Source organism: Hymenobacter sedentarius, from assembly GCF_001507645.1.
GTDB lineage: Bacteria > Bacteroidota > Bacteroidia > Cytophagales > Hymenobacteraceae > Hymenobacter > Hymenobacter sedentarius.
In genome coordinates this window covers 3,076,216-3,099,072 of sequence record NZ_CP013909.1, presented here as the reverse complement: position 1 = coordinate 3,099,072, position 22,857 = coordinate 3,076,216, and the positions used below count along the sequence as shown (strand labels likewise).

General features: G+C 60.8%; 21 protein-coding genes and 1 other RNA gene. 14 read left to right on the top strand and 8 right to left on the bottom strand.

Annotated features, from left to right (window positions below; genetic code table 11):
• The first annotated feature begins 76 nt into the window (after positions 1 to 76).
• Both dnaN and gldC read left to right on the top strand, forming a co-directional pair.
• Positions 77 to 1,201, top strand: coding sequence for a DNA polymerase III subunit beta (gene dnaN / locus AUC43_RS12710; RefSeq protein WP_068194095.1), 1,125 nt, complete (start codon positions 77 to 79; stop codon positions 1,199 to 1,201).
• Positions 1,202 to 1,347: 146 nt separating this feature from the next.
• Entirely contained in the window at positions 1,348 to 1,683 is a 336-nt protein-coding gene (gene gldC / locus AUC43_RS12705) for a gliding motility protein GldC (protein WP_068194092.1), read from the top strand.
• Between the two features lie 73 nt (positions 1,684 to 1,756).
• Here gldC and AUC43_RS12700 read toward each other — a convergent pair whose 3' ends face one another.
• The 5 genes from AUC43_RS12700 to AUC43_RS12680 all read right to left on the bottom strand — a co-directional run bounded on the left by AUC43_RS12700 (position 1,757) and on the right by AUC43_RS12680 (position 7,297).
• Positions 1,757 to 2,305 carry a hypothetical protein gene (locus AUC43_RS12700; protein WP_068194090.1) on the bottom strand — a complete coding sequence of 183 codons (549 nt, stop codon included), beginning with the start codon at positions 2,303 to 2,305 and terminating at the stop codon, positions 1,757 to 1,759.
• 130 nt (positions 2,306 to 2,435) lie between these two features.
• Complete coding sequence (dcd, locus tag AUC43_RS12695) at positions 2,436 to 2,975, bottom strand: dCTP deaminase (RefSeq protein WP_068194087.1); 540 nt, start codon at positions 2,973 to 2,975, stop codon at positions 2,436 to 2,438.
• Between the two features lie 61 nt (positions 2,976 to 3,036).
• Positions 3,037 to 3,918: a hypothetical protein gene (locus tag AUC43_RS12690; protein WP_157781062.1), complete on the bottom strand. Its 882-nt coding sequence runs from the start codon at positions 3,916 to 3,918 to the stop codon at positions 3,037 to 3,039.
• 125 nt (positions 3,919 to 4,043) lie between these two features.
• Positions 4,044 to 5,342, bottom strand: coding sequence for a glutamate-1-semialdehyde 2,1-aminomutase (gene hemL / locus AUC43_RS12685; RefSeq protein ID WP_068194081.1), 1,299 nt, complete (start codon positions 5,340 to 5,342; stop codon positions 4,044 to 4,046).
• Between the two features lie 212 nt (positions 5,343 to 5,554).
• Complete coding sequence (locus AUC43_RS12680; protein WP_068194078.1) at positions 5,555 to 7,297, bottom strand: ABC transporter substrate-binding protein; 1,743 nt, start codon at positions 7,295 to 7,297, stop codon at positions 5,555 to 5,557.
• A gap of 142 nt (positions 7,298 to 7,439) precedes the next feature.
• Here AUC43_RS12680 and AUC43_RS12675 point away from each other — a divergent pair, with 142 nt between their 5' ends.
• From AUC43_RS12675 to dgt, 3 genes are all read left to right on the top strand, one after another.
• On the top strand, positions 7,440 to 8,123 hold the full coding sequence (locus AUC43_RS12675) for a DUF1361 domain-containing protein (protein WP_071885910.1): 684 nt from the start codon (positions 7,440 to 7,442) through the stop codon (positions 8,121 to 8,123).
• A gap of 113 nt (positions 8,124 to 8,236) precedes the next feature.
• Complete coding sequence (locus AUC43_RS12670) at positions 8,237 to 11,227, top strand: M1 family metallopeptidase (RefSeq protein WP_068194074.1); 2,991 nt, start codon at positions 8,237 to 8,239, stop codon at positions 11,225 to 11,227.
• A 38-nt stretch (positions 11,228 to 11,265) separates the two neighbouring features.
• A complete protein-coding gene (gene dgt, locus AUC43_RS12665) occupies positions 11,266 to 12,648 on the top strand; it encodes a dGTP triphosphohydrolase (RefSeq protein WP_068194071.1) in 1,383 nt (460 codons plus the stop codon).
• 138 nt (positions 12,649 to 12,786) lie between these two features.
• Here dgt and AUC43_RS12660 read toward each other — a convergent pair whose 3' ends face one another.
• Together AUC43_RS12660 and guaA are read right to left on the bottom strand one after the other, a co-directional pair.
• Positions 12,787 to 13,485 (bottom strand): type 1 glutamine amidotransferase, encoded by a 699-nt coding sequence (locus AUC43_RS12660; RefSeq protein ID WP_157781061.1) that lies wholly within the window; start codon positions 13,483 to 13,485, stop codon positions 12,787 to 12,789.
• A gap of 181 nt (positions 13,486 to 13,666) precedes the next feature.
• Positions 13,667 to 15,202, bottom strand: coding sequence for a glutamine-hydrolyzing GMP synthase (gene guaA / locus AUC43_RS12655; protein WP_068194066.1), 1,536 nt, complete (start codon positions 15,200 to 15,202; stop codon positions 13,667 to 13,669).
• A gap of 231 nt (positions 15,203 to 15,433) precedes the next feature.
• Between guaA and ffs the strand changes: the two genes are divergently transcribed.
• The 9 genes from ffs to AUC43_RS12615 all read left to right on the top strand — a co-directional run bounded on the left by ffs (position 15,434) and on the right by AUC43_RS12615 (position 21,731).
• An RNA gene (gene ffs / locus AUC43_RS12650) (signal recognition particle sRNA small type) lies at positions 15,434 to 15,531 on the top strand.
• Between the two features lie 181 nt (positions 15,532 to 15,712).
• Positions 15,713 to 16,369: a fructose-6-phosphate aldolase gene (fsa, locus tag AUC43_RS12645; RefSeq protein WP_068194063.1), complete on the top strand. Its 657-nt coding sequence runs from the start codon at positions 15,713 to 15,715 to the stop codon at positions 16,367 to 16,369.
• A 103-nt stretch (positions 16,370 to 16,472) separates the two neighbouring features.
• Positions 16,473 to 16,676, top strand: a complete 204-nt coding sequence (locus tag AUC43_RS12640) for a fructose-6-phosphate aldolase (RefSeq protein ID WP_068194060.1) — start codon at positions 16,473 to 16,475, stop codon at positions 16,674 to 16,676.
• Positions 16,677 to 16,818: 142 nt separating this feature from the next.
• Complete coding sequence (locus AUC43_RS12635) at positions 16,819 to 17,505, top strand: cell division ATP-binding protein FtsE (RefSeq protein ID WP_417999857.1); 687 nt, start codon at positions 16,819 to 16,821, stop codon at positions 17,503 to 17,505.
• A gap of 54 nt (positions 17,506 to 17,559) precedes the next feature.
• The gene (locus tag AUC43_RS20110; protein ID WP_071885909.1) at positions 17,560 to 18,066 is read left to right on the top strand and encodes a glycosyltransferase family 2 protein; all 507 of its coding nucleotides are present in this window, start codon (positions 17,560 to 17,562) and stop codon (positions 18,064 to 18,066) included.
• Complete coding sequence (locus tag AUC43_RS12630; protein ID WP_068194054.1) at positions 17,949 to 18,449, top strand: hypothetical protein; 501 nt, start codon at positions 17,949 to 17,951, stop codon at positions 18,447 to 18,449. The genes AUC43_RS20110 and AUC43_RS12630 overlap by 118 nt, the downstream gene beginning before the upstream one ends.
• Positions 18,450 to 18,529: 80 nt before the next feature.
• On the top strand, positions 18,530 to 19,708 hold the full coding sequence (locus AUC43_RS12625) for a DegT/DnrJ/EryC1/StrS family aminotransferase (RefSeq protein ID WP_233254003.1): 1,179 nt from the start codon (positions 18,530 to 18,532) through the stop codon (positions 19,706 to 19,708).
• A 9-nt stretch (positions 19,709 to 19,717) separates the two neighbouring features.
• Positions 19,718 to 20,743 (top strand): Gfo/Idh/MocA family protein, encoded by a 1,026-nt coding sequence (locus AUC43_RS12620; RefSeq protein ID WP_082685075.1) that lies wholly within the window; start codon positions 19,718 to 19,720, stop codon positions 20,741 to 20,743.
• Positions 20,744 to 20,861: 118 nt separating this feature from the next.
• On the top strand, positions 20,862 to 21,731 hold the full coding sequence (locus tag AUC43_RS12615; protein WP_068194049.1) for a cation diffusion facilitator family transporter: 870 nt from the start codon (positions 20,862 to 20,864) through the stop codon (positions 21,729 to 21,731).
• Positions 21,732 to 21,779: 48 nt separating this feature from the next.
• On the opposite strand, the gene AUC43_RS12610 is transcribed toward AUC43_RS12615, so the two are convergent.
• Positions 21,780 to 22,724: a DUF3078 domain-containing protein gene (locus AUC43_RS12610; protein ID WP_071885907.1), complete on the bottom strand. Its 945-nt coding sequence runs from the start codon at positions 22,722 to 22,724 to the stop codon at positions 21,780 to 21,782.
• Between the last annotated feature and the right edge of the window lie 133 nt (positions 22,725 to 22,857).

The following is a 22,857-nucleotide window of genomic DNA, read 5'->3' as shown; positions in this document are numbered from 1 at the left end:
GTGCCCGCCCCCCTTCCAAACGCCGAATCCGCCCCCTATCTTTGCCATCCCTTATTCCTAGCCCTAGCCTCGCACCATGAAATTCATCGTCTCATCCTCCGCGCTGCTCAAGCAGCTGCAAAGCATCAACGGCGTGGTTACGAACAACCCCGTGGTGCCCATTCTGGAGAACTTTCTCTTTGAGATTGAGGCCGGTAAGCTGACCATCACGGCCTCCGACCTGGAGACCAGCATGATTACCGAGCTGCCCGTGGAAGCCCGCGAAACCGGCCGGATTGCAGCCCCGGCGCGCATCCTGCTCGACACCCTGAAGAACCTGCCCGACCAGCCCGTGACCTTCACGCTGGACGAGGAAACCTACACCATCGAAATAAGCTCTTCCAACGGCCGCTACAAGCTGGCCGGCGAGAACGCCGCCGACTTCCCGCGCGTGCCCGTGGTGAAGGGTTCGGCCCCGATTGAAATGCCCTCGTCGTCGCTGGCCCGGGCCATCAACAAGACCATCTTCGCCGTAAGCACCGACGAGCTGCGCCCCGCCATGACCGGCATTCTGGTGCAGCTGGCCGACAACCAGGTAACCTTCGTGGCCACCGACGGCCACCGCCTGCTGCGCTACCGCCGCCAGGACGTGGGCGCCGGCCAAACCGCCAACCTCATCATCCCGCGCAAAGCCTTTAACCTGCTGAAAGGCACGCTGCCCTCCGAGGCTACGCCGGTGAAGATGGAGTTCAACCAGAGCAACGCCTTCTTTAGCTTCAACCAGATGCGCCTGGTGTGCCGCCTGATTGACGAGCGGTACCCGGACTACGAGAACGTGATTCCGGTGAGCAACCCCAACAAGCTCATCATCAACCGCGCGGAACTGCTCAATTCGGTGCGCCGCATCAGCATCTACTCCAACAAAACCACCCACCAGGTGCGCCTGCGCCTGGCCGGCTCCGAGCTGGTGGTATCGGCCGAGGACCTGGACTTCAGCAACGAAGCCAAGGAGACCCTGAGCTGCCAGTACGACGGCGAAGACATGGAAATCGGCTTCAACGCCCGCTTCCTCCTGGAAATGCTTTCCAACATCGACTCCGAGGAAATTACCCTTGAGCTGAGCACGCCCAACCGCGCCGGCCTGCTCATGCCCACCACCCCGGACGAAAACGAAAGCATCCTGATGCTGGTGATGCCGGTGATGCTCAACAACTACGTTTAAACTTATTCGCGCCTACTCAGAACGTCATGCTGAGCGCAGTCGAAGCATCTCTACCGCGCAACTAATCCTTTCGATGGGATTGCTGCTGCGGTAGAGATGCTTCGACTGCGCTCAGCATGGCGTTCTGCTTTTCTTCTTTACAAAACATGAAAAAATCAGAAATCCGCTTCAGCATTGCCCTCGACGAAAACAAAGTCCCCGAGGCCATTAGCTGGTCGGCCACCGATGCGGGGCCGGACATCCACTTCGCCAAAGCCATCAACATTGCGCTGTGGGACCGGGAGCAGGTGGGCACCATGAAAATTGACCTCTGGACCAAGGACATGCCCGTCGATGAAATGAAGCGCTTCTGCGTGGACAACATCGGCTCGATGGCCGAAAACATTGTGACGGCCACCGACGACAAGGAAATGGCCGCCAAAATGCGGGCCCTCTGCAAAGAACTGTCCGATTACCTCGACCAGCAAGAGCAGGGCCGCTAAGCCCCTGTTCGTAACAAAAAAGGCCCGTCGCACTTTGCGACGGGCCTTTTTTATGCATTTGGGGTTAGCTAAATTAGCGAGCGTTCCGGCCAAGGTTGCCAGCCGGCCGACTGGTGGGCTTGGCTTTGGCCGGGGCGATAACGGCGTTGTTGGCCCGGGCCGGCGCCGGGTTCTGCACGGCCTCGGTCAGCAGGATGCTAGCCGACTGCGCGGCGTAGTCCTTATCGTATTTATAATAATTAGAACGGGCACTAAAGTAGCTGGTGTATTGGTCGTTGCTGAGCACGTCCTGCAGCTCCTTGTCGCGTTCCTTGCACACGCCTTTGCACTCTGCGTCAATCACGGACGGGTTGCCGGCATTCTTGCGCTCAATGGCCGCCATCTTGGCAATTTTATCGTCGTTGATGGCGCGGAGCTTACCCGCCTGGTACCCGTTCAGGTGCAGGTCGCGCACCATCTGGTTGCTGAGACGCGCGGCCCGGGCCTCCACCGCATTGAGACGCGGGCTGGGCTGGGTTTTATCCTGTAACTGAACCGTGGAAGCAGTCGGGGCTTGCTGGGCAGCAGCACCACCGGCCAGAAGCGCCAGCAGCAATGAAGCAAAAGCTTTTTTCGTAGTCATCGTCGTAGGGGTTTTGGTAACACGCTTACGCAAGGACCGGGCCAGCGTAGCCGAGCCCAGTGACCATTAAACGTAGAAAACATACCCCTGGTTCGAGCTTAAGCCAGCTCACCCAGCTGCGGCACCAGTGCTACCAGGTGTTTTTCCACATCATCGACTCCACTGGCTTGTCGGTGCGGTCGTTGTATTTGGCGTTCAGCTTGCGGTTGTAAAAGGTGTTGACATCGCCCTGCACCGTGAAGTAAATCAACTGGCCGATGGGCATGTAGCGGTACACCCGCACGGGCATGGACACGCTGATTTCCAGGGTCCAATGGTTGCAAAAGCCAACGTCGCCCTTGCCGGCGGTGGCGTGGATGTCGATGCCGAGGCGGCCCACGCTGCTCTTGCCTTCGAGGAAGGGCACGGTGGCATGGGTCTCGGTGTATTCCTGGGTTACGCCCAGGTACAGCGTGCCGGGCTGCAGCACAAACCCCTCGGTTTCGGGGATTTCAAAAACATCGATTTCGTTGTGCTTTCGGGCATCCAGCACCTCATCGCGGTAAGTGGCGAGGTACTGGCCCAGGTGCACGTCGTAGGAATTGGTACCCAGGCAGCTGCGGTCGTAAGGCTGAATAACGATGGTGCCTTTTTCGATTTCCGCGAGTATTTGCTGGTCGGTTAAAATCATTAGAACAAGTTAGGGTGAATTTGAAAGGCTGAACTACTCCGCGGATGCAAATTCAGAGCGGTTAGTCGTCGTCGTGGCGCGAGGGGTCGGCGGGCTCAAAGTCGTCCTCGTCCTCCTCGTACCGGTCTTCGCGCAGGCCCTGCGAGCGGGCCGGGCGCAGGCGGCTGGCCAGGCTGCGGGGTTCGGGCTCGGGCTCCGGCTCGGCCGCCAGGTTGTTTATGCGGCGGCTCAGGCTCGGCAGCACGGTGGTGATGAGGTACAGCAGCAGCAGGGTGCTGGTGAGGCTGAGCAGCAACGTGAAGTAGTCGAGCCAGTCGTGGCGCGGAGCGGCCCCGGATTCGGCCGCAGCCTGCGATGAGAGCGGCTCTTCGTCGTTGGAAGCCGAGGTGGCCGGCGCGTCTTCGTGGGTGGTAAGGGGGGCGGCCATGGCCGCTTCGGGCTGGGCGTCCACGTCGGCCGGAGGCACGGCGGCTACTTCTTCGGGCGCACCCGACGCATTGAATTGGGCGCTGGCTTGCTGAATGAGGCGCTGCTCGGCCCGCACGAGGGCCACCCGCTCATCACGCGGCAGGTTGTGAATAAAGAATTCGAAGTTCTTATCCAGCAGCACCGACTTGAGCTGCTTCTCAAACTCGGCCAGGGTGTTGGGGCCATTGCCGTAGCGGTTCTTGTACCGTTCGGCAATGCCGTTGTAGTTCATGAACAGCTGCTTGAGCGGGGCGTTGTTGCCAAACCCATCGAAGCTGCGGCGGGCGGCCGCGGTGCGCAGGGTGATGGGGAATTTGCCCCGGGCGAACGACTTGTCGTACACCGTTTCCATGGTGCGGAAGTTCAGCTCGTCGATGGTTTTATCAAAGAGGCGCTTGTTGGCCTCGGCGGGGGTTTCGGCGTGGGCCAGCTGCGCCAGCACCATTAGCAGAACCAAAAGAAACTGTTTTACCATGAGACAAAGGTCGCTGGAATATGAGCGCAAGGTTTCGCAAAGTGGAAAATTAAGTCTCGCGGAGCCAAAAGCGAACAGTAATGTCTCTGCGAAACTTAATTTTTTTCAGCCTGCGACCCTGTTCGCTACAGCCCGTGGGCTTCTACCAACGACTCCCGGCAGGCCTTCAGGTACATTTCCACCAGCTCGTCGGTGATGGCCGTGGACACAAACAGGGCTTCGAACTGCGAGGGCGCCAGGTAGATGCCGCGGTGGAGCATGGCGTGGAAGTAGCGGCCGAACGCGGCGGTGTCGCACTTTTTGGCATCTTCCAGGTTGGTCACCGGCTCGCTGGTGAAGAAGAGGCTGAACATGGAGCCCACGCGGTTCACGGTGTAGTTCAGGCCCAGGTCGGCGGCAATCTGGCGGGTGCCGTCGGCGAGGCGGGCACTGCTGGCTTCCAGCGCGGTGTAGAGCTCGGGGTGCTCGTGCAGGTAGCGAAGTTGAGCCATGCCCGCGGCCGTGGCCATGGGGTTGCCGGACAGCGTGCCTGCCTGGTACACTTTACCGGCGGGAGCCACCTGGTTCATAATATCCTCGCGGCCGCCGTAGGCGCCCACAGGCAGGCCGCCGCCAATGATTTTGCCCAGCGTCGTCATGTCGGCCTTGATGCCGTAGAGCTGCTGGGCACCGCCGGGCGCGAGGCGGAAACCGGTCATCACTTCATCAAAAATGAGGACGATGCCATGCTCGGTGCAAAGGGCCCGGAGGGCTTGCAGGAAGCCGTCGGCGGGGGCTACCAGGCCCATGTTTCCCACTACCGGCTCCAGAATTAGGGCTGCTACCTGGCCGGGATTGGCGGCTATCAGGGCTTCCACGGCGGGCAGGTCGTTGTAGGGAGCAGTGAGGGTGTCCTGGGCCACGCCGCGCGTCACGCCGGCCGAATCGGGTTCGCCGGCGGTGAGGGCGCCGCTGCCGGCCGCAATCAGAAAGGCATCGCCGTGGCCGTGGTAGCAGCCTTCAAATTTGATAATTTTGGCCCGGCCCGTAAAGCCGCGCGCCGCCCGAATGGCCGACATGCAGGCCTCGGTGCCGGAATTTACCAGCCGAACCTTCTCGATGCTGGGCACCATCTGCCGAATCAGCTCCGCCATCTCGACCTCGCGCTGGGTGGGCGCCCCGAAGCTCAGCGAGTTGGGCAGGGCTTTGGTCACGGCATCGAGCACCACTTGCGGGGCGTGCCCCAGAATCATGGGGCCCCAGGAATTGATAAAATCAACGTAGCGGTTGCCGTCGACGTCGGTGAGCCAGGCGCCCTGGGCGCTTTGCATAAACACCGGCGAGCCGCCAACCGACCGGAAGGCCCGCACCGGTGAGTTTACCCCACCGGGAATGAGGGGTTTAGCACGGTCGAATAAGGCAACGGAAGTGGTGAGGTTGAGCATATTTGGAGTGACTGTCGAAAGAGAATTATTAAAAGCTTTCATAGTGTGAAGAGCATCACGGTTGGGGTAGTCACCCAATCGTCTGTCATGCAGAGCGCAGCGAAGCATCTTATCACCGCAGAACGAATCGTTCACACCTGATAAGATGCTTCGCTGCGCTCTGCATGACAGGCAAGCTCAGCATGATGTACTGTGAGGAGTACAGATGCGCCCTAGCGCAGCACCTGTAGCTCCAGGTTGTTCAGCTTGACAATAGGCACTACTTGGTTATCATGAGCTCCACCCGTGTAGCTCTGGCCTTCGAAAATAGCCCCGGGCACGGGCCCCACACCAGCCAGACCTGCCTGGAAAGCAGGACCGAACTGGAACAAGGCCGAGCCGAAATACAGCAGCATTTCAAACCCCTGGTTGGCGTAGATGGACGGAGGAATGTGCTGGTACTGCAAATACAGCTGGCGGAAACGCCGGAAACCGGGTGCCTGTTCGTCGTAGTACTTGGGCTGAACGAAGTATATGCCCTGCCCATTGAGCTGGCCAATGCTGATGCGGGGGTTATCTAACCAGGAGCCGGGGCAGATGAGCGGAGGCCGCTTGCCTGCGGGTTGCTGCTGCAGGACATTGAGGGTATAAGGCCCTACGCGGCGGTTGTCGGAGGCCACCACCACGTGGCTGGCATTGGCCAAGTCCAGGCCCGCGAAGGCGGCGCTCAGGCTGACGTCGACGTCAGAATCCAGGCTGCGCAGCACGCCTATTTTGCCGCCCTGCGCTTCGTAGGTGGCCCGGTAGGCATTGGCAAAGGCGGTTTCGTCCTTGGTCTTTTCGTGCAGCAGAATGCCGGGCCGGCCGGAGCCAAAAGCATTGAGCGCAAACTGGGCTGCCACCCGTCCCTGGGTGGCCGAGCTGGGTCCAAACAGGTAGTGCCAGGGGTTATCGAGCACCAAGTCGCCGTCTTCAGATAGCGGATTGACGCACACTATCTGGTGGTCGCGGGCGTAGCGGGCCAGCAGGCGGGCGCCGGATTTGTAGACCGGCCCAATCAGCAAGTCCATGCCGGCCAGCTCGGGTTGGGCCAGCACCTGCTTCAGGGTGAGGGTATCGGCGCCGGTGTCGTAGGCAAAGAGCTGGAGCTGGCGACCGGCGCGCTGCAGGCTGTCCTGGGCCAGGCGCAGGCCGGCGTAGAGGTCGGTTACGAACTGGTTTTTGCGCTGGGTTTGCCAACTCGGGTCGTTCAGCTCGAAAGGCAGCAGCACGGCCACGTTGTAGCTGCTCTTTTTGGTGGCCCGGGGGCGGGGGGTGTAGCGGGCGCGGTCGAGGCTGAACTTGGCGATAAGCTCGTCGAGCACCGGGCGGTCGGCTTCGGTGTAGGCGCCGCCGGCTATCAGGTGGTCGGCGTAGGCCCGCGCCAGGGTGGCATCGTCGGAGCTGCGCCGCAGCAGGCGCAGCCAGGTGTTGCGGTCTTTGATGCGCGGCAGGTAGGTGGCCTTCAAGGCCTCGCGCTCCGGCGTCAACTTATCGGCTGGCATCAGGGCCAGCGTCTTGAGTGCGGTGTCGTAGTCTTCCTGCTCAAACGACGCCTGGCCTTGCAGCAGCAGGGCATCGGGCAGGTTGGGGTAAGTGGGGTATTCGGTCCGGAGCAGGTTGAGCAGCTGCTCGGCTTCGGGCCACTGCTTGAGGCGGGCGGCGGCCACGGCGCTCAGGTAGGCGGCATCGGCGGCGCGGTCGAAGCGGGCCTTGGGCTGGGCCAGGGGCTCGAGCAGCTTCAGGGCCTCGGCGTATTTGCCTTGGTCGAGCAGGGTTTTGCCGCTGCGGTAGCGGGCATCAGGCGAAGTTGCTTGGGCGGGCGCCGGCGCCGGGGTCCGCGGCTTGGCCGGGACTTGGGCTAGCACAGGGCTGCTCAGCAGTAGGCTGGCCACCAGCCACCCGAGCGGCCGGCGCAGCGTAAGAGTAAACGTCATTTAACCGATAATAAGCTTGCCCCTGTGGTAAGCGGCGCGAAATTAGCCACAAATGCCGGGCCCCACGAAGTGCCGGCCCGTACGTATACGCCAGACGCTGCGCCCCGCGTTATCTTTCCCTTCACCAACCCAGCTGCTTGCCGTGTCGCTTTCTTCAAGCCTACCGTTTTCCCGTGCCCGGCTCACCTTGGTTTTTGTCTTGGCTGCTTCCATCACCCTCAGCCTGTTGCTGGTGGTGGGCCGTATGGCAATGACGGGCCGCCTGCAGTTCCTGTTTCTGCTTTGGAATCTGTTTCTGGCCGTGGTTCCCTTCGCGCTCAGCACCTTGCTGGGCATAGCGCGGGCGCCGCTCCGGACCCGAATACTGGTACCGGTGAGCCTAGCCTGGATACTGTTCTTTCCCAACGCGCCCTACCTCCTCACCGACTTGTTCCACCTCAATCCCCGCCCGGGCGTACCGCTCTGGTACGATTTGGCCCTGATTCTGAGCTGTGCCTGGAACGGGCTGATGCTGGCCTACGCCTCGCTCTCGGACATGCAGCGGCTGGTGCAGCTGCGGCTGGGTGCCTGGGTGGGCTGGGCCTTTGCCACGGTAGCGCTGCTGCTCAGCAGCTTCGGCATCTACCTGGGCCGCTACCTGCGCTTCAATTCCTGGGACGTACTTACCAACCCGCTCACGCTGTTCTACGACATTGTGAACCGCGTGCTGCACCCGTTTTCCTTTCCCGGCACCTGGGGCGTGACGCTCGTTTTTGGGCTGTTTTTGTTGGTGGGCTACGGCACGGTGCGCCTGCTGGGCCGTACGCACGAGGACCCTATTCTCTAGCATTGAGCTAAGCTGGCCGTACCCCGAGGGGCCATCTGGCGTGCGGCTGGCCCCTCACCTACTACTTTCACTCGTCCGTTGTTCGTACGGATGTTCCTCGTTTCTACCACTGCATGCAAAACCGTATACTGTTCGGGTTGCTGGCCCTCCTCCCGGGCCTGGCCCTGGCCCAACCCGCCAAACCTGCCAAGACGCCCCGCATTTCTTCGGCCCCTTATTTTCAGCAGGAAGTCAACTACTCCATCGACGTTGCCCTCGACGACAAAACCCACCAGCTCACCGGGCGCGAGGAACTGACTTACATCAACAATTCGCCCGCCACGCTGTCGTTCATCTGGTTTCACCTCTGGCCCAACGCCTACCGCGACAACTCCACGGCCTTCGCCAAGCAGCAGCTGCGCAACGGCAAGCGCAAGTTTCAGTTTGCCAAAGCCGCCGACCGGGGCTTTATCGACGGGCTCGACTTTAAGGTAAACGGCCAGCCGGCCAAGCTGGAATTTGACCCCAAAAACCCCGACATGGCCAAGCTGGTGCTGCCCCAGCGGCTGGCGGCCGGGGCCAGCGCCACCATCAGCACGCCGTTTCGGGTGAAGATTCCGGCGTCGTTTTCGCGCTTTGGGCACGTGGGACAGAGCTATCAGATTACGCAGTGGTATCCCAAGCCCGCGGTGTACGACCGGCGCGGCTGGCACCCCATGCCGTACCTCGACCAGGGCGAATTTTATTCAGAATACGGCTCTTTCGACGTCACCATTACGCTGCCCGCCAACTACACAGTGGGCGCTACCGGCGAGCTGCAAAACCCCGACGAGCGCGCCCGCATGGACGCCCTGGCCGCCGAAGCCGCGCTTAAAAAGACGGCCAAGGAATTCGGCAAAGACCTGTCGTTTCCGGCTTCTGACGCTGCCACCAAGACCCTGCGCTACAAGCAAGACCGGGTGCACGACTTCGCCTGGTTTGCCGACAAGCGCTTTAATGTGCTGAAAGGCAGCGTGACCCTGCCCTCGGGCCGGGCCGTTACCTCGTGGGTGCTGTTCACCAACAAGGAGGCGGAAAAATGGATTAAGGGCCTGCAGGACGTCAACGACGCCCTCACCTACTACTCGCAGTGGGTGGGCGAGTACCCCTACACGGCCGCCACCGCCGTGGACGGCGCCCTGAGCGCCGGCTCCGGCATGGAATACCCCATGGTGACCGTGACCGAGCCCGACGCCATAGTGCACGAGGTGGGCCACAACTGGTTTTACGGCGTTCTGGGCAGCAACGAGCGCGACTTCCCGTGGATGGACGAGGGCGTGAACAGCTACGAGCAGCTCCGGGTAGAAGCCCGCGAAAACCCGCAAAACGGTTTGCTGCAGGGCATTTATAAAAATAAGCGTGCCGCCAGCGCGCTGGGCGTGGAGGGGCTGCCCGGCAGCGCCCTCAACCAGGTGCCGTACCAGGTAATGGCCAGCCGGGGCCTCGACCAGCCGGTGCAGGGCCCCACGTCGGCCGCCTTCGGGCAGAATAATTACGGCATAATCGTGTACTTCAAAACGGCGGCGCTGCTCAGGTACCTGGCCGGCTACCTGGGTCAGGAGAAGTTCGACGCCGCCATGCACGCCTACTATGCCAAGTGGCAGTTCAAGCACCCCTACCCCGAGGATATGGAGGCGGTATTTGAGGAAAGCACGGGCCAGAAGCTGGATTGGTTTTTCCGCGAAATGCTGACCAATACCCGCGAATACAACGCCGACATTTTTGCCACGCAGCAAATTGGCGACGTCGTGAAAGTGCTGGTCCGGACCGATTCGCCGGTACTCTGGGCCGTGCCCGTTTCCACGGTAGATGCCCAGAGCAAGGTGCTCCAAACGCTCTGGACGCCGCCCTTCGGCAACCCCGAAGACGACGCCGAAGCCCAGCTCGACTTCCGCCGGGAAAACGTGGCCGCCGTGGTGGTCGACGCCGAATACGTCACCCCCGAGCTTAACCGCCGCGACGACCGCCTGCTGCTCGGCGATGGCAACTTCCGGCGCTGGGAGCCCGTGCGCCTGCAGCCGCTGGTCGGCGTAGAGCGCTGGGACCGTTCCTTCATCAACTGGGCGCCGGTGCTCGGGGCCAATACATCCGACAAGTTCATGCTCGGCGCGGCCTTCTATAACAATCCGCTGCAAATCAAGAAGGTGCAGTACCTGGCCATGCCCATGTACAGCTTCAACCGCAACGAGCTCAACGGCATTGCGTCCCTCAAGCTCAACGTGCTGCCCGCACGCGGCAGCCGCCAGGTGATTACGGGCGTCTTGGTGCAGCGCTTCGAGCGCTACCTGAAGCTGGAGCCCAGCATCACGGTGGTGCTGCCCCACTCGGCCTACGACCAGCCCCAGCACCAAGTGAAAATAGCCCTCACCTCCGTGGACGACCAGGACCGGGGCGTGAACAACATTACCACCGTGGAGTACGGCGTGCATGCCGGCAATGCCCTGCAAAGTTGGGCGGCCCAGGTTGAGCTAAACCAGCTCGACAATACGTCTAAGGGCGCTGAGTTTAGCGGCACGGCGTTGCTGCTGCGGGCCGAGGCCAGCTACGAGCGGTATTACTCTCCCGAGAAGCGCGTGTCGGTGCGCCTGTTTGGCGGGCGCTTTCTGAATCAGACCCGGGACGACGTGTTCTTCCTCGGCCTCAGCGGCAGCCCCGACTACCGGCGCCAAACCGCCTTCCTGGACCGCCAGCAGATTTCTCACACCGTCACGGCCCAATTGCACCAGACCGACAATCGCGACGGCGCTTTCAAGGCCTATGTGCCCGCCACGAGCGGCAAATGGCTCAGCACGCTCAACCTAAAGGCCGACTTGCCGGTAACGCGCCTTGCCTTATTCGGCGATTTTGGGGCCACCGCCGAGCGCCAGGTAGTGGAAGGCCGGCCAGCCCAACGGCTCTTTTACGACGCCGGTGTGGTGGTGCCGGTTATCCGCAACGTTTTTGAGCTGTACCTGCCCGTAGCCGGCTCGCAGTACCAAAACGGCCTGCCCAACAGCCGCCAGGATTTCACCGACCGCATTCGCTTCGTCCTGAACCTCACCGAAGCGAATCCCTTCCGGCTGCTGGACCAAAAATTAGCTCAATAAGGCCGCCCGGCCCGTTTTCGCCTTCAGTCTTTTCCCCGATGCCCGAGCCCATGCACTGGCCGCGCCTGCTGTCGCAGCGCCGTTTTCCCGACCAGCAACTGCCCCCGCCCAGCGCCGCGCCCGTCCGCGGGGCCTTCGTGCAGGACTACGACCGGGTGGTGTTCAGCTCCGCCTTTCGGCGGCTGCAGCGCAAAACCCAGGTGATGCCCCTGCCCGAAACCGACTTCGTGCACACCCGCCTCACCCACTCCCTGGAAACCGCCGTGGTGGGCCGCTCGCTGGGCCGCCTCGCCGCCCGCCACCTGCTGGAAAACGATGCCGCCCTGGCCCAACTGCTGCCCAACCTCGACCAGGACTGCGGCGACATCGTGGCCGCCGCCTGCCTGGCCCACGACATCGGCAACCCGCCCTTCGGCCACTCCGGCGAAGACGCCATCAGCAGCTACTTTGCCAGCCACGCCGCCGCGCCGTACCTGGACAAGCTCACGCCCGCTGAAGTGGCCGACTTGCAGCACTTTGAAGGCAATGCGGCCGGCTTCCGCATCCTCACTCACACCTACGCCGCGCACAGCACCGGCACCGCCGGCCTGGGCCTCACCTACGCCACGCTCGGCGCCTTCACCAAATACCCCAAGCCCAGCCTCGTGCCGGCCGAAGCCAAATCGGGCGGAGCTTCCGAAAAGAAATACGGTCATTTCCAAACCGAAAATCCACGCTTCCGGCACGTGGCCGCCGAGTTGGGCTTGATTCCCAAAGGCGACCGCGCACTGGGCTTCACCCACCGCCACCCGCTGGCATTTCTGGTAGAGGCGGCCGATGACCTTTGCTATCGCATCATCGACTTTGAAGACGGCCTGAAACTGGGCCTGATTGATCCGCAAGCCGGGCTGGGCCTGCTGAAAAAGATGCTCAACGACCCGGCCGGCCGCGTGGGCAGTGTGCAGTGGCACGACTGGCGCGAGGAATTGGGCTATGTTCGCGCCCGCCTGATTGGCAAGCTGGTGGCCGAATCGGCGGCCTTGTTTGCACAACACGCCCCGGCCATCCTGTGTGGCGAATACGACCAGCCGCTTATCAAAGAACTGGGCTGTTGGGCTGATTTGCAGGAAGTGCAGCGGCTGAGCATCGAGAAGCTGTACCGCAGCCGCCCGGTGCTCGAAATTGAAGCCGCCGGCTTTGAAGTCCTCGGTGGCTTGCTGGATGCTTTTCTGTGTGCCGTGTTCGACGAGGGCCAAGGCCACCGCAGCCGCAAACTGCTGCTCCTGCTGCCCGAGCAGTTCCGCGCCGAAGGCCACCAAGCCGGCGTATCGGCTTATGAAAAGATTCTGTTGCTGACCGATTTTGTGGCGGGCATGACCGACCAGAATGCCTTGAGCCTGTACAAGACCATCAAGGGAATTGAGTTGCCGAAAGGGTTTTAGGGTGCCCGGTTTTAAAACTTATAAAACGGTCATGCTGAGCGCAGCCGAAGCATCTCTACCACAAGAGTAATTCATTACTTCCCCGGCAGAGATGCTTCGGCTGCGCTCAGCATGACCGTTATTTCTGGATTCCTGGGTTTAAAAGGAGAGCAGTTCCCCCTCATGCACAGCCACCAGATTCGCAAGCAGCGACTCCAGCAGCTTGCGGCCCTTCCAAACCGATTTGAGCTTGGCCCGAATCTGCTCGGCAGTCTGCACAAATTCTTGCTCTTCGGCCGCTTCGTGGTTTTCAAACTGCATCAGCTTCTCCACCATTTCCACCGTGAACTCGGGGTGAAACTGGAGGCCAATAATACCATCGCCCCACACAAAACCCTGCGTGGCACAGCCCGCCGACATGCCCACCCGGATAGCCCCCGGCGGTACCGTAAACGTATCGACATGCCAATGAAGCACCCCCGCTTTCTCTGGCCAGCCGCGCAACAGTGGGTGTTCCAGCGCCTTGGCAGAGAAGCGCACCGTCCAAAAACCGATTTCCGGCTCTGCATTGGGCCGCACCTCGGCTCCGAGCTCCTGGGCTACCAACTGCGCGCCCAGGCAGATGGCCAGCGTCACTTTACCGGCCCGCAATACTTCCTTGATGAAGGCTTTCTCCTCACGCAGCCAGGGGAATTTGGCTTCGTCGTGCACGCTCATGGCCCCACCGAGGATGAGCAGCCCATCAAACTCAGCCAGTGCCGGGAATGCCGGATTCGCCTCAAATAATCGTGTAAAAGTGAGCGAATGGCCGTGCGCCGCCAGCCAGTCGGCCGCGTGGCCCGGGCCTTCGTCGGGCATATGTTGGAGGCAGTGCCAGCGCATGTTTTCCTTGTGTTATTAGTCTTTGAAAAAAGGCTGTCATGCTGAGCGCAGCCGAAGCATCTCTACCGAGCAACTAACTCCATCGATTGGATTAGTATTAAGGTAGAGATGCTTCGGCTGCGCTCAGCATGACGTTCTGTGAATTGTCAAGCCCGTTCTACTCCCACTCAATCGTTGCCGGGGGCTTGGAGGAAATATCATACACCACGCGGTTGATGCCGCGCACTTGGTTGATGATTTTATTGGAAACCTCGGCCAGAAACTCGTAGGGCAGGTGGGCCCAGTCGGCGGTCATGCCGTCCACGCTGGTCACGGCGCGCAGGGCTACCACCTGCTCGTAGGTACGCTCGTCGCCCATCACGCCCACACTTTGGATGGGCAGCAGCATGGCGCCGGCCTGCCACACTTTGGAGTAGAGGTCGTGCTCCTTCAGCAGGTTGATGAATACGTTGTCGGCGCGCTGCAGCAGGTCTACCTTTTCGGGGGTGATGTCGCCGAGAATCCGGATGCCCAGGCCGGGACCGGGGAACGGGTGCCGGTTCAGTATCTCGCCGGGCAGGCCCAGGGCCGCGCCCACTTCCCGCACCTCATCCTTAAATAGCATGCGCAGGGGCTCCACTACTTTCAGGTTCATGTCGTCGGGCAGGCCGCCCACGTTGTGGTGGCTTTTGATGGTCACGGCCGGCCCTTTCACTGATACCGACTCAATGACATCGGGGTAAATGGTGCCCTGGGCCAGCCAGGCGGCACCTTCCACTTTGTGGGCTTCGCGGTCGAATACCTCAATAAACGTGCGGCCAATGGCCTTGCGCTTGGCTTCGGGGTCGGTGAGGCCCACCAGGGCGGCGTAGAACTCGGGCGCGGCATTAACGCCGGTCACGTTCAGGCCCAGGCCTTCGTAAGCCTTGAGCACCGTAGCAAACTCGTCCTGCCGAAGCAGGCCGTTGTCCACGAAGATGCCGTGGAGGCGGGGGCCAATGGCGCGGTGCAGCAGCAGCGCGGCCACGCTCGAATCGACGCCGCCGGAGAGGCCCAGAATCACCTGGTCGTCGGGGCCGATGGTGTGCTGCAGAGCTTGCACGGCCGAATCCACAAAGTGGTCGGGCGTCCAGCTTTGGGCGCACTGGCAGATATTGACCACGAAGTTGTGCAGCAGTTGCTTGCCTTCGGTGGTGTGCGTTACCTCGGGGTGAAATTGGATGCCGTAGGTGTCCTGGCCTTCGATTTTGAAGGCTGCCACCGCCACTTCTGGTGTGCTGGCGATGATGTCATAGCCAGCCGGCAGGGTTTGGATGGTGTCGCCGTGCGACATCCAAACCTGCGACTCGGCGTGCAGGCCCTCGAGCAGCGGCGAGGCCTCGTCCAATTGGGAAAGCCGGGCCCGGCCGTACTCGCGAATGGTGGCCGGCGTAACCTCGCCCCCGCCCTGCTGGGCCAGCAGCTGCGCGCCGTAGCACACGCCCAGCAGCGGTACGTGGCCCTGAATGTGGCTCAGGTCGGGGTTGGGTGCGCCTTCTTCCCGCACCGAGCAGGGCGAGCCGGAAAGAATAACGCCCAGAATATCGTCGGTCAAAACGAGGTTCGGGGCGTGGGTATAGGGGTGAATTTCGCAAAACACGTGCAGCTCGCGGATGCGCCGGGCTATCAATTGCGTGTATTGCGAGCCGAAATCCAGAATGATAAGTCGTTCCATGGTGCAAAGCTAACCACGGATGAGCACCGATTCTGAATGGCTTTCCCAGATTCTATAGTCAACTTCACTCCCCGAACCCTGCTTTTAGGAGGCCAGAAACCCGTTCTATTAGCAGAACAGTCAAGCTGTTAATCACGCGCTTATCCCAGTAGCAGTGGCTTAGCTGACTACAAAATCCACGAAATTCGTTTAAAACCCACGCTAATCCGTGGTTCGTGCCTTATCTTTGCATCGGCAAGTCAGAACGACCAGCTCCTGCTGAACTCCCCCAGGACCGGAAGGTAGCAAGGGTAGGTGGTTGTAGCGGTGCGATTTTGGCTTGCTTTTTTTTGCCTTTTCCGGTCGGCCCCATCGCTGCTCTGTTCCGCATTTTGGCGGCCCAATGAGTAGCTTTGGGGCCGACCTTTTTCCGATGAGGAATGCAGAATGAGGGATAAAGAATGGGCGGTGGCACCGCCCGCTTTGCGCCATCATTCCCACTTCTTCATTCCTCATTCTTCAATTATTTCCATGAAGTTCTTCATTGATACCGCCAACCTCAACGACATCCGCGAAGCAGTAGAGTTGGGCATCCTCGACGGCGTGACCACCAACCCCTCGCTTATGGCCAAGGAAGGCATCCGCGGCATGGACAGCGTGATGGCTCACTACCGCCAAATCTGCGAGCTGGTGAATGGCGACGTATCGGCTGAGGTTATCGCCACCGACTTCGACGGCATCATTCGCGAAGGCGAGGAGCTGGCCGAGCTGCACCCCAACATCGTGGTGAAAGTGCCGATGACCAAGGAGGGTGTGAAAGCCATCAAGTATTTCTCGGACAAAGGCATCAAAACCAACTGCACCCTGATTTTCACGGCCGGCCAGGCCCTACTTGCCGCCAAAGCCGGCGCGACCTACGTGTCGCCGTTCGTGGGCCGGCTCGACGACATCGGCCACGACGGCCTGCAGCTGGTGGAACAGATTGTGCAGATTTTCAGCAACTACGGCTACCCCACCGAAGTCCTGGCTGCCTCGGTGCGCCACGTGCCGCACCTAATTCAGTGCGCCGAAATTGGCGCCGACGTGGTGACCTGCCCGCTCAACGTCATCACCGCGCTGCTCCACCACCCGCTTACCGACAAAGGCCTGGCCACTTTCCTGGCCGACCACAAGAAGGTTAATTCGTAATTGAGTTATGAGTTAAAAGTTAGGAGTTATGAGTTCACGGTCAGCTGACTAACGCACTCACAATCCCTACTCATAACTCCTAACTTTTAACTCAACTCGAAAAATGTACATCATCAAGGTAAAAGGCAAGGCCAAAATCCCCGATTACATTCAGTTACGGGACGAAGCCTTCGTGCTCATTGCGTACTTCCGGGCCGACCGGCCGCTCAAGGACTTGCACCGCTACGGGCTCGAAGGCAAGGAAAGCGAGCTGGCCGCCGTGATTGCAGAACTCGAATTTGGCAAGCTGCGGCCCCTGGCAATCTGAGCCAATTATGCTTGGAATCACCAGTAAAACTTGCTGATTTCGCTGCGCGATTTAACGCGTTTTATTTCGCTGAAATGGCAGTTATGCAGCCGAATTAAGCGCAACGCTAAAAACCCACTAACCCGACTAACCCGATAAAACAGTGGTTCAGACAGAAAACGTTATTGAGCTGCACGATGCGACTATAATGCAGGAGCAGCAAGCGGTGCTGCAGGGAGTATCGTTTTCCCTCGAAAAAGGCGCGTTTGCGTATTTGGTCGGCCGCACGGGCGCGGGCAAGTCGTCGCTGCTCAAGACGCTGTATGCCGACCTGCCGCTGCAGAGCGGCACGGGCACCGTGGCCGGCTTTGCGCTACCTAAATTATCCGCCAGCAAGGTACCGTATCTGCGCCGCCGTCTGGGCATTGTATTTCAGGATTTCCAGTTGCTTTCGGACCGCACCGTGGCCGAAAACCTGATGTTTGTGCTCAACGCCACCGGCTGGAAAGGCAAGGCCCACAAGCAGCAGCGCATCAGCGACGTGCTCACCCAAGTGGGCCTCAACGGCACCGCCAACCGCATGCCCCACCGCCTCTCGGGGGGCGAGCAGCAACGCGTGGTCATTGCCCGCGCCATGCTGAATGAGCCGGTGTTATTGCTCGCCGATGAGCCCACCGGCAACCTCGACCCGGACGTGTCGGCCAGCATCATGCAGCTGTTTGGCGAAATTAATAATGCGGGCACGGCTATTTTAATGGCCACCCACAATTTTCAATTAATTGAGCGGTACCCGCACCGCGTGCTCACGTGCAAGGATGGCGAGCTGCTGGATTCGGCCAAACGCGTTTAAGCGAATTCGTGCGTCTATTATTTGCTGATTGCTCATTGCTATTTGTCCATTAACATGGCACTCGGGCTGTCGGTATTAATTCCGGTTTTCAATTGCGACGTCAACGAATTGGTTGACTCCCTACTCGCGCAGCAAACGGCCTGGCCCGGCCCGGTCGAAATCCTTTTATTCGACGACGGTTCAGCCGAAAACATTCGCACGCTCAACCGCCCCTTAGCACACCGCCCCGGCGTACGCTACCACGAACTGGCGCACAACGTGGGCCGCGCCGCGATTCGCAACCGGCTGGCCGCCGCTGCGCAGCAAGAATGGCTGCTGCTGCTCGACAATGACAGCCTGCTGCCGGATGCCCGGTTTCTGGCCCGGTACGCCGCCGCCTGCCACCGCGCGCCCGTGCTCATCGGCGGCACCTGCTATACCACCCTCCCCCCACGGACCCCGCTTTGCACCTGCGCTGGTACTACGGCCAAGCCCGCGAGGCCCGCGCCTCCGCGGCGCGCCAGCAGCAGCCCCACACCCAGCTCACCATCAACAACGCGCTGGTGCAGGCCGGTATTTTAGCTCAATTTCCGCTCGATGAGCAGATGAATGGCTACGGGCACGAGGACACGAAATTTGGCCTGGCGCTGGCAGCGGCGGGCGTTAGCGTTTTTCACCTCGACAACCCGGTGCTGCACAACGGGCTGGAGCCCGGCGCATCCTTTTTGAGTAAAAGCGAGGAAGCCGTGCGCAACCTCGTGCAGGTGCACGGGCACAACGGGGCAAGCCGGCATTCGCGGCTGCTGCGGCTGGCGCTGCGGCTGCGTCGGCTGGGCGTAGCTACGGCGGCCCAGGCCGTGCTGACAGCTGCGGAGCCCCAATTGCGGCGCAACCTGCTTTCGGCCCGGCCTAGTCTGCGGGCGTTCGACTTGCTCAAGTTGAGCTGGCTGCTGAAGCAACTGTAGTCGCATTCTGCTTTTAGCTCAATTTCCCGGCGGCTAAGCTGCCCGGCCCCGGGCGCCGCTAGCCGGGGATGCGGCTATCTTTGGCCGACTTTTTTTACCCGCTGCATTTGATACTCCCGGCTCCTCCCTCTCCTATTCACCTGCTCGATTTAGCGGCGGAGCATGCGGCCATGCAGTCGGCGCTGGACGAGGCCCTGCGCGAGGTAATGGCATCGGCGGCGTTCATCCAGGGGCCGGCAGTGAGCCACTTTGCCACGGAGCTGGGCGAGTACCTGGGCGGCGCTCACGTGATTCCCTGTGCCAATGGCACCGATGCGCTTACCCTGGCCCTGCTGAGCTTGCAGTTGCCAGCGGGGGCCGAAGTCATTGTTCCCGCCTTTACCTACGTAGCCACGCTGGAGGCTGCAGCGTTACTCGGCCTGCGCCCCGTGCTGGTGGATGTGCTGCCTACTACGTTCAACATTGACCCGGCGGCGGCGGAAGCCGCCATCACCCCCCGCACGGGCGCTATCGTGGCGGTGCATTTGTTTGGGCAATGCGCCGATTTGGAAGCCTTGCACGCCATATCTGCCCGCCACGGCGTGGCCCTTATTGAAGATAATGCGCAAGCTATCGGGGCAACGTTTGATTTTGCCAACGGTCAGCAATCGGCGGCCGGAACTGTGGGCGAAGTGGGCACCACGTCCTTCTTTCCCTCCAAAAACCTGGGAGCCCTGGGCGACGGCGGTGCCCTGCTCACCCGCGATGCTACCCGCGCCGACCTGCTCCGCCAGTTGGCCAACCACGGCCAGACCCAGAAATACCACCACCAGCACATTGGGCTGAACTCCCGCCTCGACACCCTGCAAGCCGCCCTGCTGCGGGTGAAGCTGCAGCACCTGCCCGCAGCTACCGCAGCCCGCCAGGCCGTAGCGGCCCGCTACGATGCCGCCCTGGCGGGTATGGCTGGCCTGCACATCCCGACCCGGGACGCGCGCAGCAGCCACGTTTTTCATCAGTACACCATTACGCTGGCCGAGCCGGGTCGCCGCGATGATTTGCAGCACTTTCTCCAGCGCTGCGGGGTGCCCACCATGGTTTATTACCCGCTGCCTGTGCACGCGCAGCCGGCCTATGCCTACCTGGAATACCAAGCTGGGCAGTTTCCCGTGGCAGAGCGGCTGTGCGGGTTGGTGCTGTCGCTGCCCATTCATCCGCGGCTGACGGAGGAGCAGCAGGAGTACATTATTGCGTGCCTGGGCATTTTCTTTGGGCGTTAAATCTGTTTAGTGAGCAATTCTATCTCCGGAGTACGCTTCGTTATCTGCGGGGTGGGCCACATTGGTCGGCGCCACGCGGCCCTGATTTCCCGATACCCAGGCGCCACATTAGTCGCCCTGATTGACGTGCGCCAGGAGTTGCAGCCGAGCCTGGCCGCCGAGTTTCCGGGGGTGCCGTTCTTCGCTTCGCTGGAAGCCTACCTGGCCCACGGCCCGGTCGCCGATGTGCTCACCGTGGCCACGCCCAACGGCCTGCACGCCCCGCAGGCAGTAGCCGGCCTGCGCCACGGCCTGCACGTGGTGGTGGAAAAACCCCTGGCCTTGGCCCAAGCCGATGCCGAAACCATCGTGCAAACAGCCCTGCAAACCGGGCGGCTGGTGTTTTGCGTGATGCAAAACCGATACTCGCCCCCAGCCGCCTGGCTCAAGCAGGTGGTTGACGAAGGCCGCCTGGGCCAGGTGTACCTTGTGCAGTTCAACTGCTTCTGGAACCGCGATGCGCGCTACTATAAGGCCGGCGGCTGGAAAGGCTCCCAGGAACTGGACGGCGGCACGCTCTTCACGCAATTCAGCCACTTCGTAGATTTGCTGTACTGGGTGTTCGGCGACATTACGAATATCGACGCCCGCTTCCGCGACTTCAACCACGCCGGCCTCACCGAATTCGAGGACAGCGGCCTCGTCACCTTCGACCTGCTGCGCGGCGGCAGCGGCACCCTGCAATATAGCACCGCCGTGTGGGACCGCAACCTCGAAAGCAGCCTCACGGTGGTGGCCGAGCACGGCAGCCTCAAGCTGGGCGGGCAATACATGGACAAAGTGGAGTACTGCCACTTGCGCGACTACACCCTGCCCCCGCTGCCGCCCACCAACCCCGCCAACGACTACGGCCCCTACCAGGGCTCGGCCGCCAACCACGTGCAGGTGATTGAAAACGTGGTAGAAACGGTACTGCAGCGCAGCTGCGCAACCACCAACGCCCAGGAAGGCCTGAAGGTAGTGGAGATAATTGAGCGGATTTACGCGTTAAGGTAGTCGGCCACACTTCCTTGCCGTTAAGGTCAACGGCCCGGCCAGTTCCTTGTGGAGCAACCAATTGCCTGACGGATGGCACAGCCTATTGAAGTCGGTTCGCTCTATATTATTGCCGATAATGACAAACGAACAAACCGCTATCAAAGCCACCTATTTCAGCATCGCTGGCAATACCTGCTTGGCTCTGATAAAAGGGGCCGCCGGCGTATTTGGCAATTCCTACGCCTTAGTAGCGGATGCCATCGAATCAACGACGGATATCCTTTCGTCTTTTCTGGTACTGTTGGGAATAAAATACTCCAATAAGCCGGCCGACGAAAACCACCCCTACGGCCACGGGCGCGCCGAACCACTCGTCACCTTTCTCGTGGTTGGTTTCTTAATTACCTCGGCCACCATCATTGCTTACGAAAGCATCCAGAACATCGGCACGCCCCACGCCCTGCCCAAATCCTGGACGCTTTACATTCTCGGCGGCATCATTGTCTGGAAGGAAATTTCTTACCGGCTGGTTCTTAAGAAAAGCAAGGAAACCAACAGCTCGTCGCTGAAAGCGGATGCCTGGCACCACCGGAGCGATGCCATTACCTCGGTTGCAGCCTTTATTGGAATTTCGATTGCCCTGATTCTGGGGAAAGGGTACGAATCGGCCGACGATTGGGCCGCGCTTTTTGCCTCCGGGTTTATCCTATATAACAGCTACTTGATTTTCCGGCCGGCCCTAGGTGAAATCATGGATGAACACCTGCACGGTGACCTGATTGAGGAAATCAGAAAGGTGGCGCTGCAGGTGGACGGTATCAAGGGCACGGAAAAATGCTTTGTGCGTAAAGCAGGCATGCAGTACCACGTCGACCTGCATGCGACGGTGGCCGCGAGCCTAACCGTCCGGCAAGGGCACGACATCGCCCACCAGCTCAAAGACACGCTGTGCCAGGAGATTCCCGAACTAGGGCATGTCTTAATCCACATCGAACCATACGAGTAACCTGCTCTTTCAGAGTGCGACTCCGAAATAGCTGGTAGCAAACCTACGCTACTTCTTCTCGTCCACGAAGTTCTGGAAGGCGTAGGCGATGCCGATGGTCAGGCCCTGGCTGAACTGCACGCTGCTGTCCTGGTCGTAGTCGTAGAGGGCGATGCCGTTGAGGGCGACGTTGATGTATTTACCCACTTTGGCGGTGAGGCCCAGGTCGAGGCGGTGGTCGATTTCCTGGGTGTTGAGGTGCTCGTAGTTGGCGAAGAGGACGTAGCGCGCTTTCAGGTTGACGGTTGGGCTGATGTTTTTGTCCAGCTCGGCCAGGATTTGGGCGGCCAACACTTCAAAGCGGGTACTGTGGCCGGGGTTGACGCCGTAGGGCTTGTCGCCAAGGGCCGCCACAAACCGGTCAGCGCGGTTGACGACGGTGAGGCGCGGGGCGAAGGGAGCCAGCCGCACGTGGAAATACGTTGTGGGGTGGTACTCGAAGCCGTAGGCCGCGGTAATGAACGCCGGGGCAAAGAAATCGGAAACCTGGCGGGCGCGCTCGTTGCCGGTGGCGTCCTTGTCGTACTTGTAGCCCGGCGCAAACTGCGATAGTAAGTTCAGCGACAGGAACATATCCCAATCGGTACTGATGGCGCGGCCGTACTTGGTATCGAGGTACAGGCGGTCCTGGCCTTTGCGGTAGCCCAGGCCCTTGGTTTCGGAAAAGGCAAAGAGGAAATCGGCTTCGTTATCGAAGCTGTGGGGCCCGCTTTTCCGGTTTGCCCGCAGATTGGCCAGGGCGTTGAAACCGATGGTGTTGACCCCGCCGCCGCGCCAGTTGCTGCTCAGCAGCGATTCGTTGAGCCCAAGGCCGGTTTTGCCGGATTTCCGCCACAGGAGCACCGGCTCGGCCTGTGCATCGGCCGGGGCTGCCGCAGGCGCGGGTGTGGTTTGGGCTTGGGCAGGAGCTGCAGCCAGCCCAACGGCCAGCAACGGGAGGAACCGGAGACGCATAAACAAGGAGTAGAGTTTGCGTGGGCAAAGTAATCAGGCACCGCTCCGCTTTCTCTAAGGCCCTGCTCCCTGATGAATGGGCCGCAGTCTTTGAAACGAGGCCCGACCCAAGCATACTATTGGTTACCAGTTT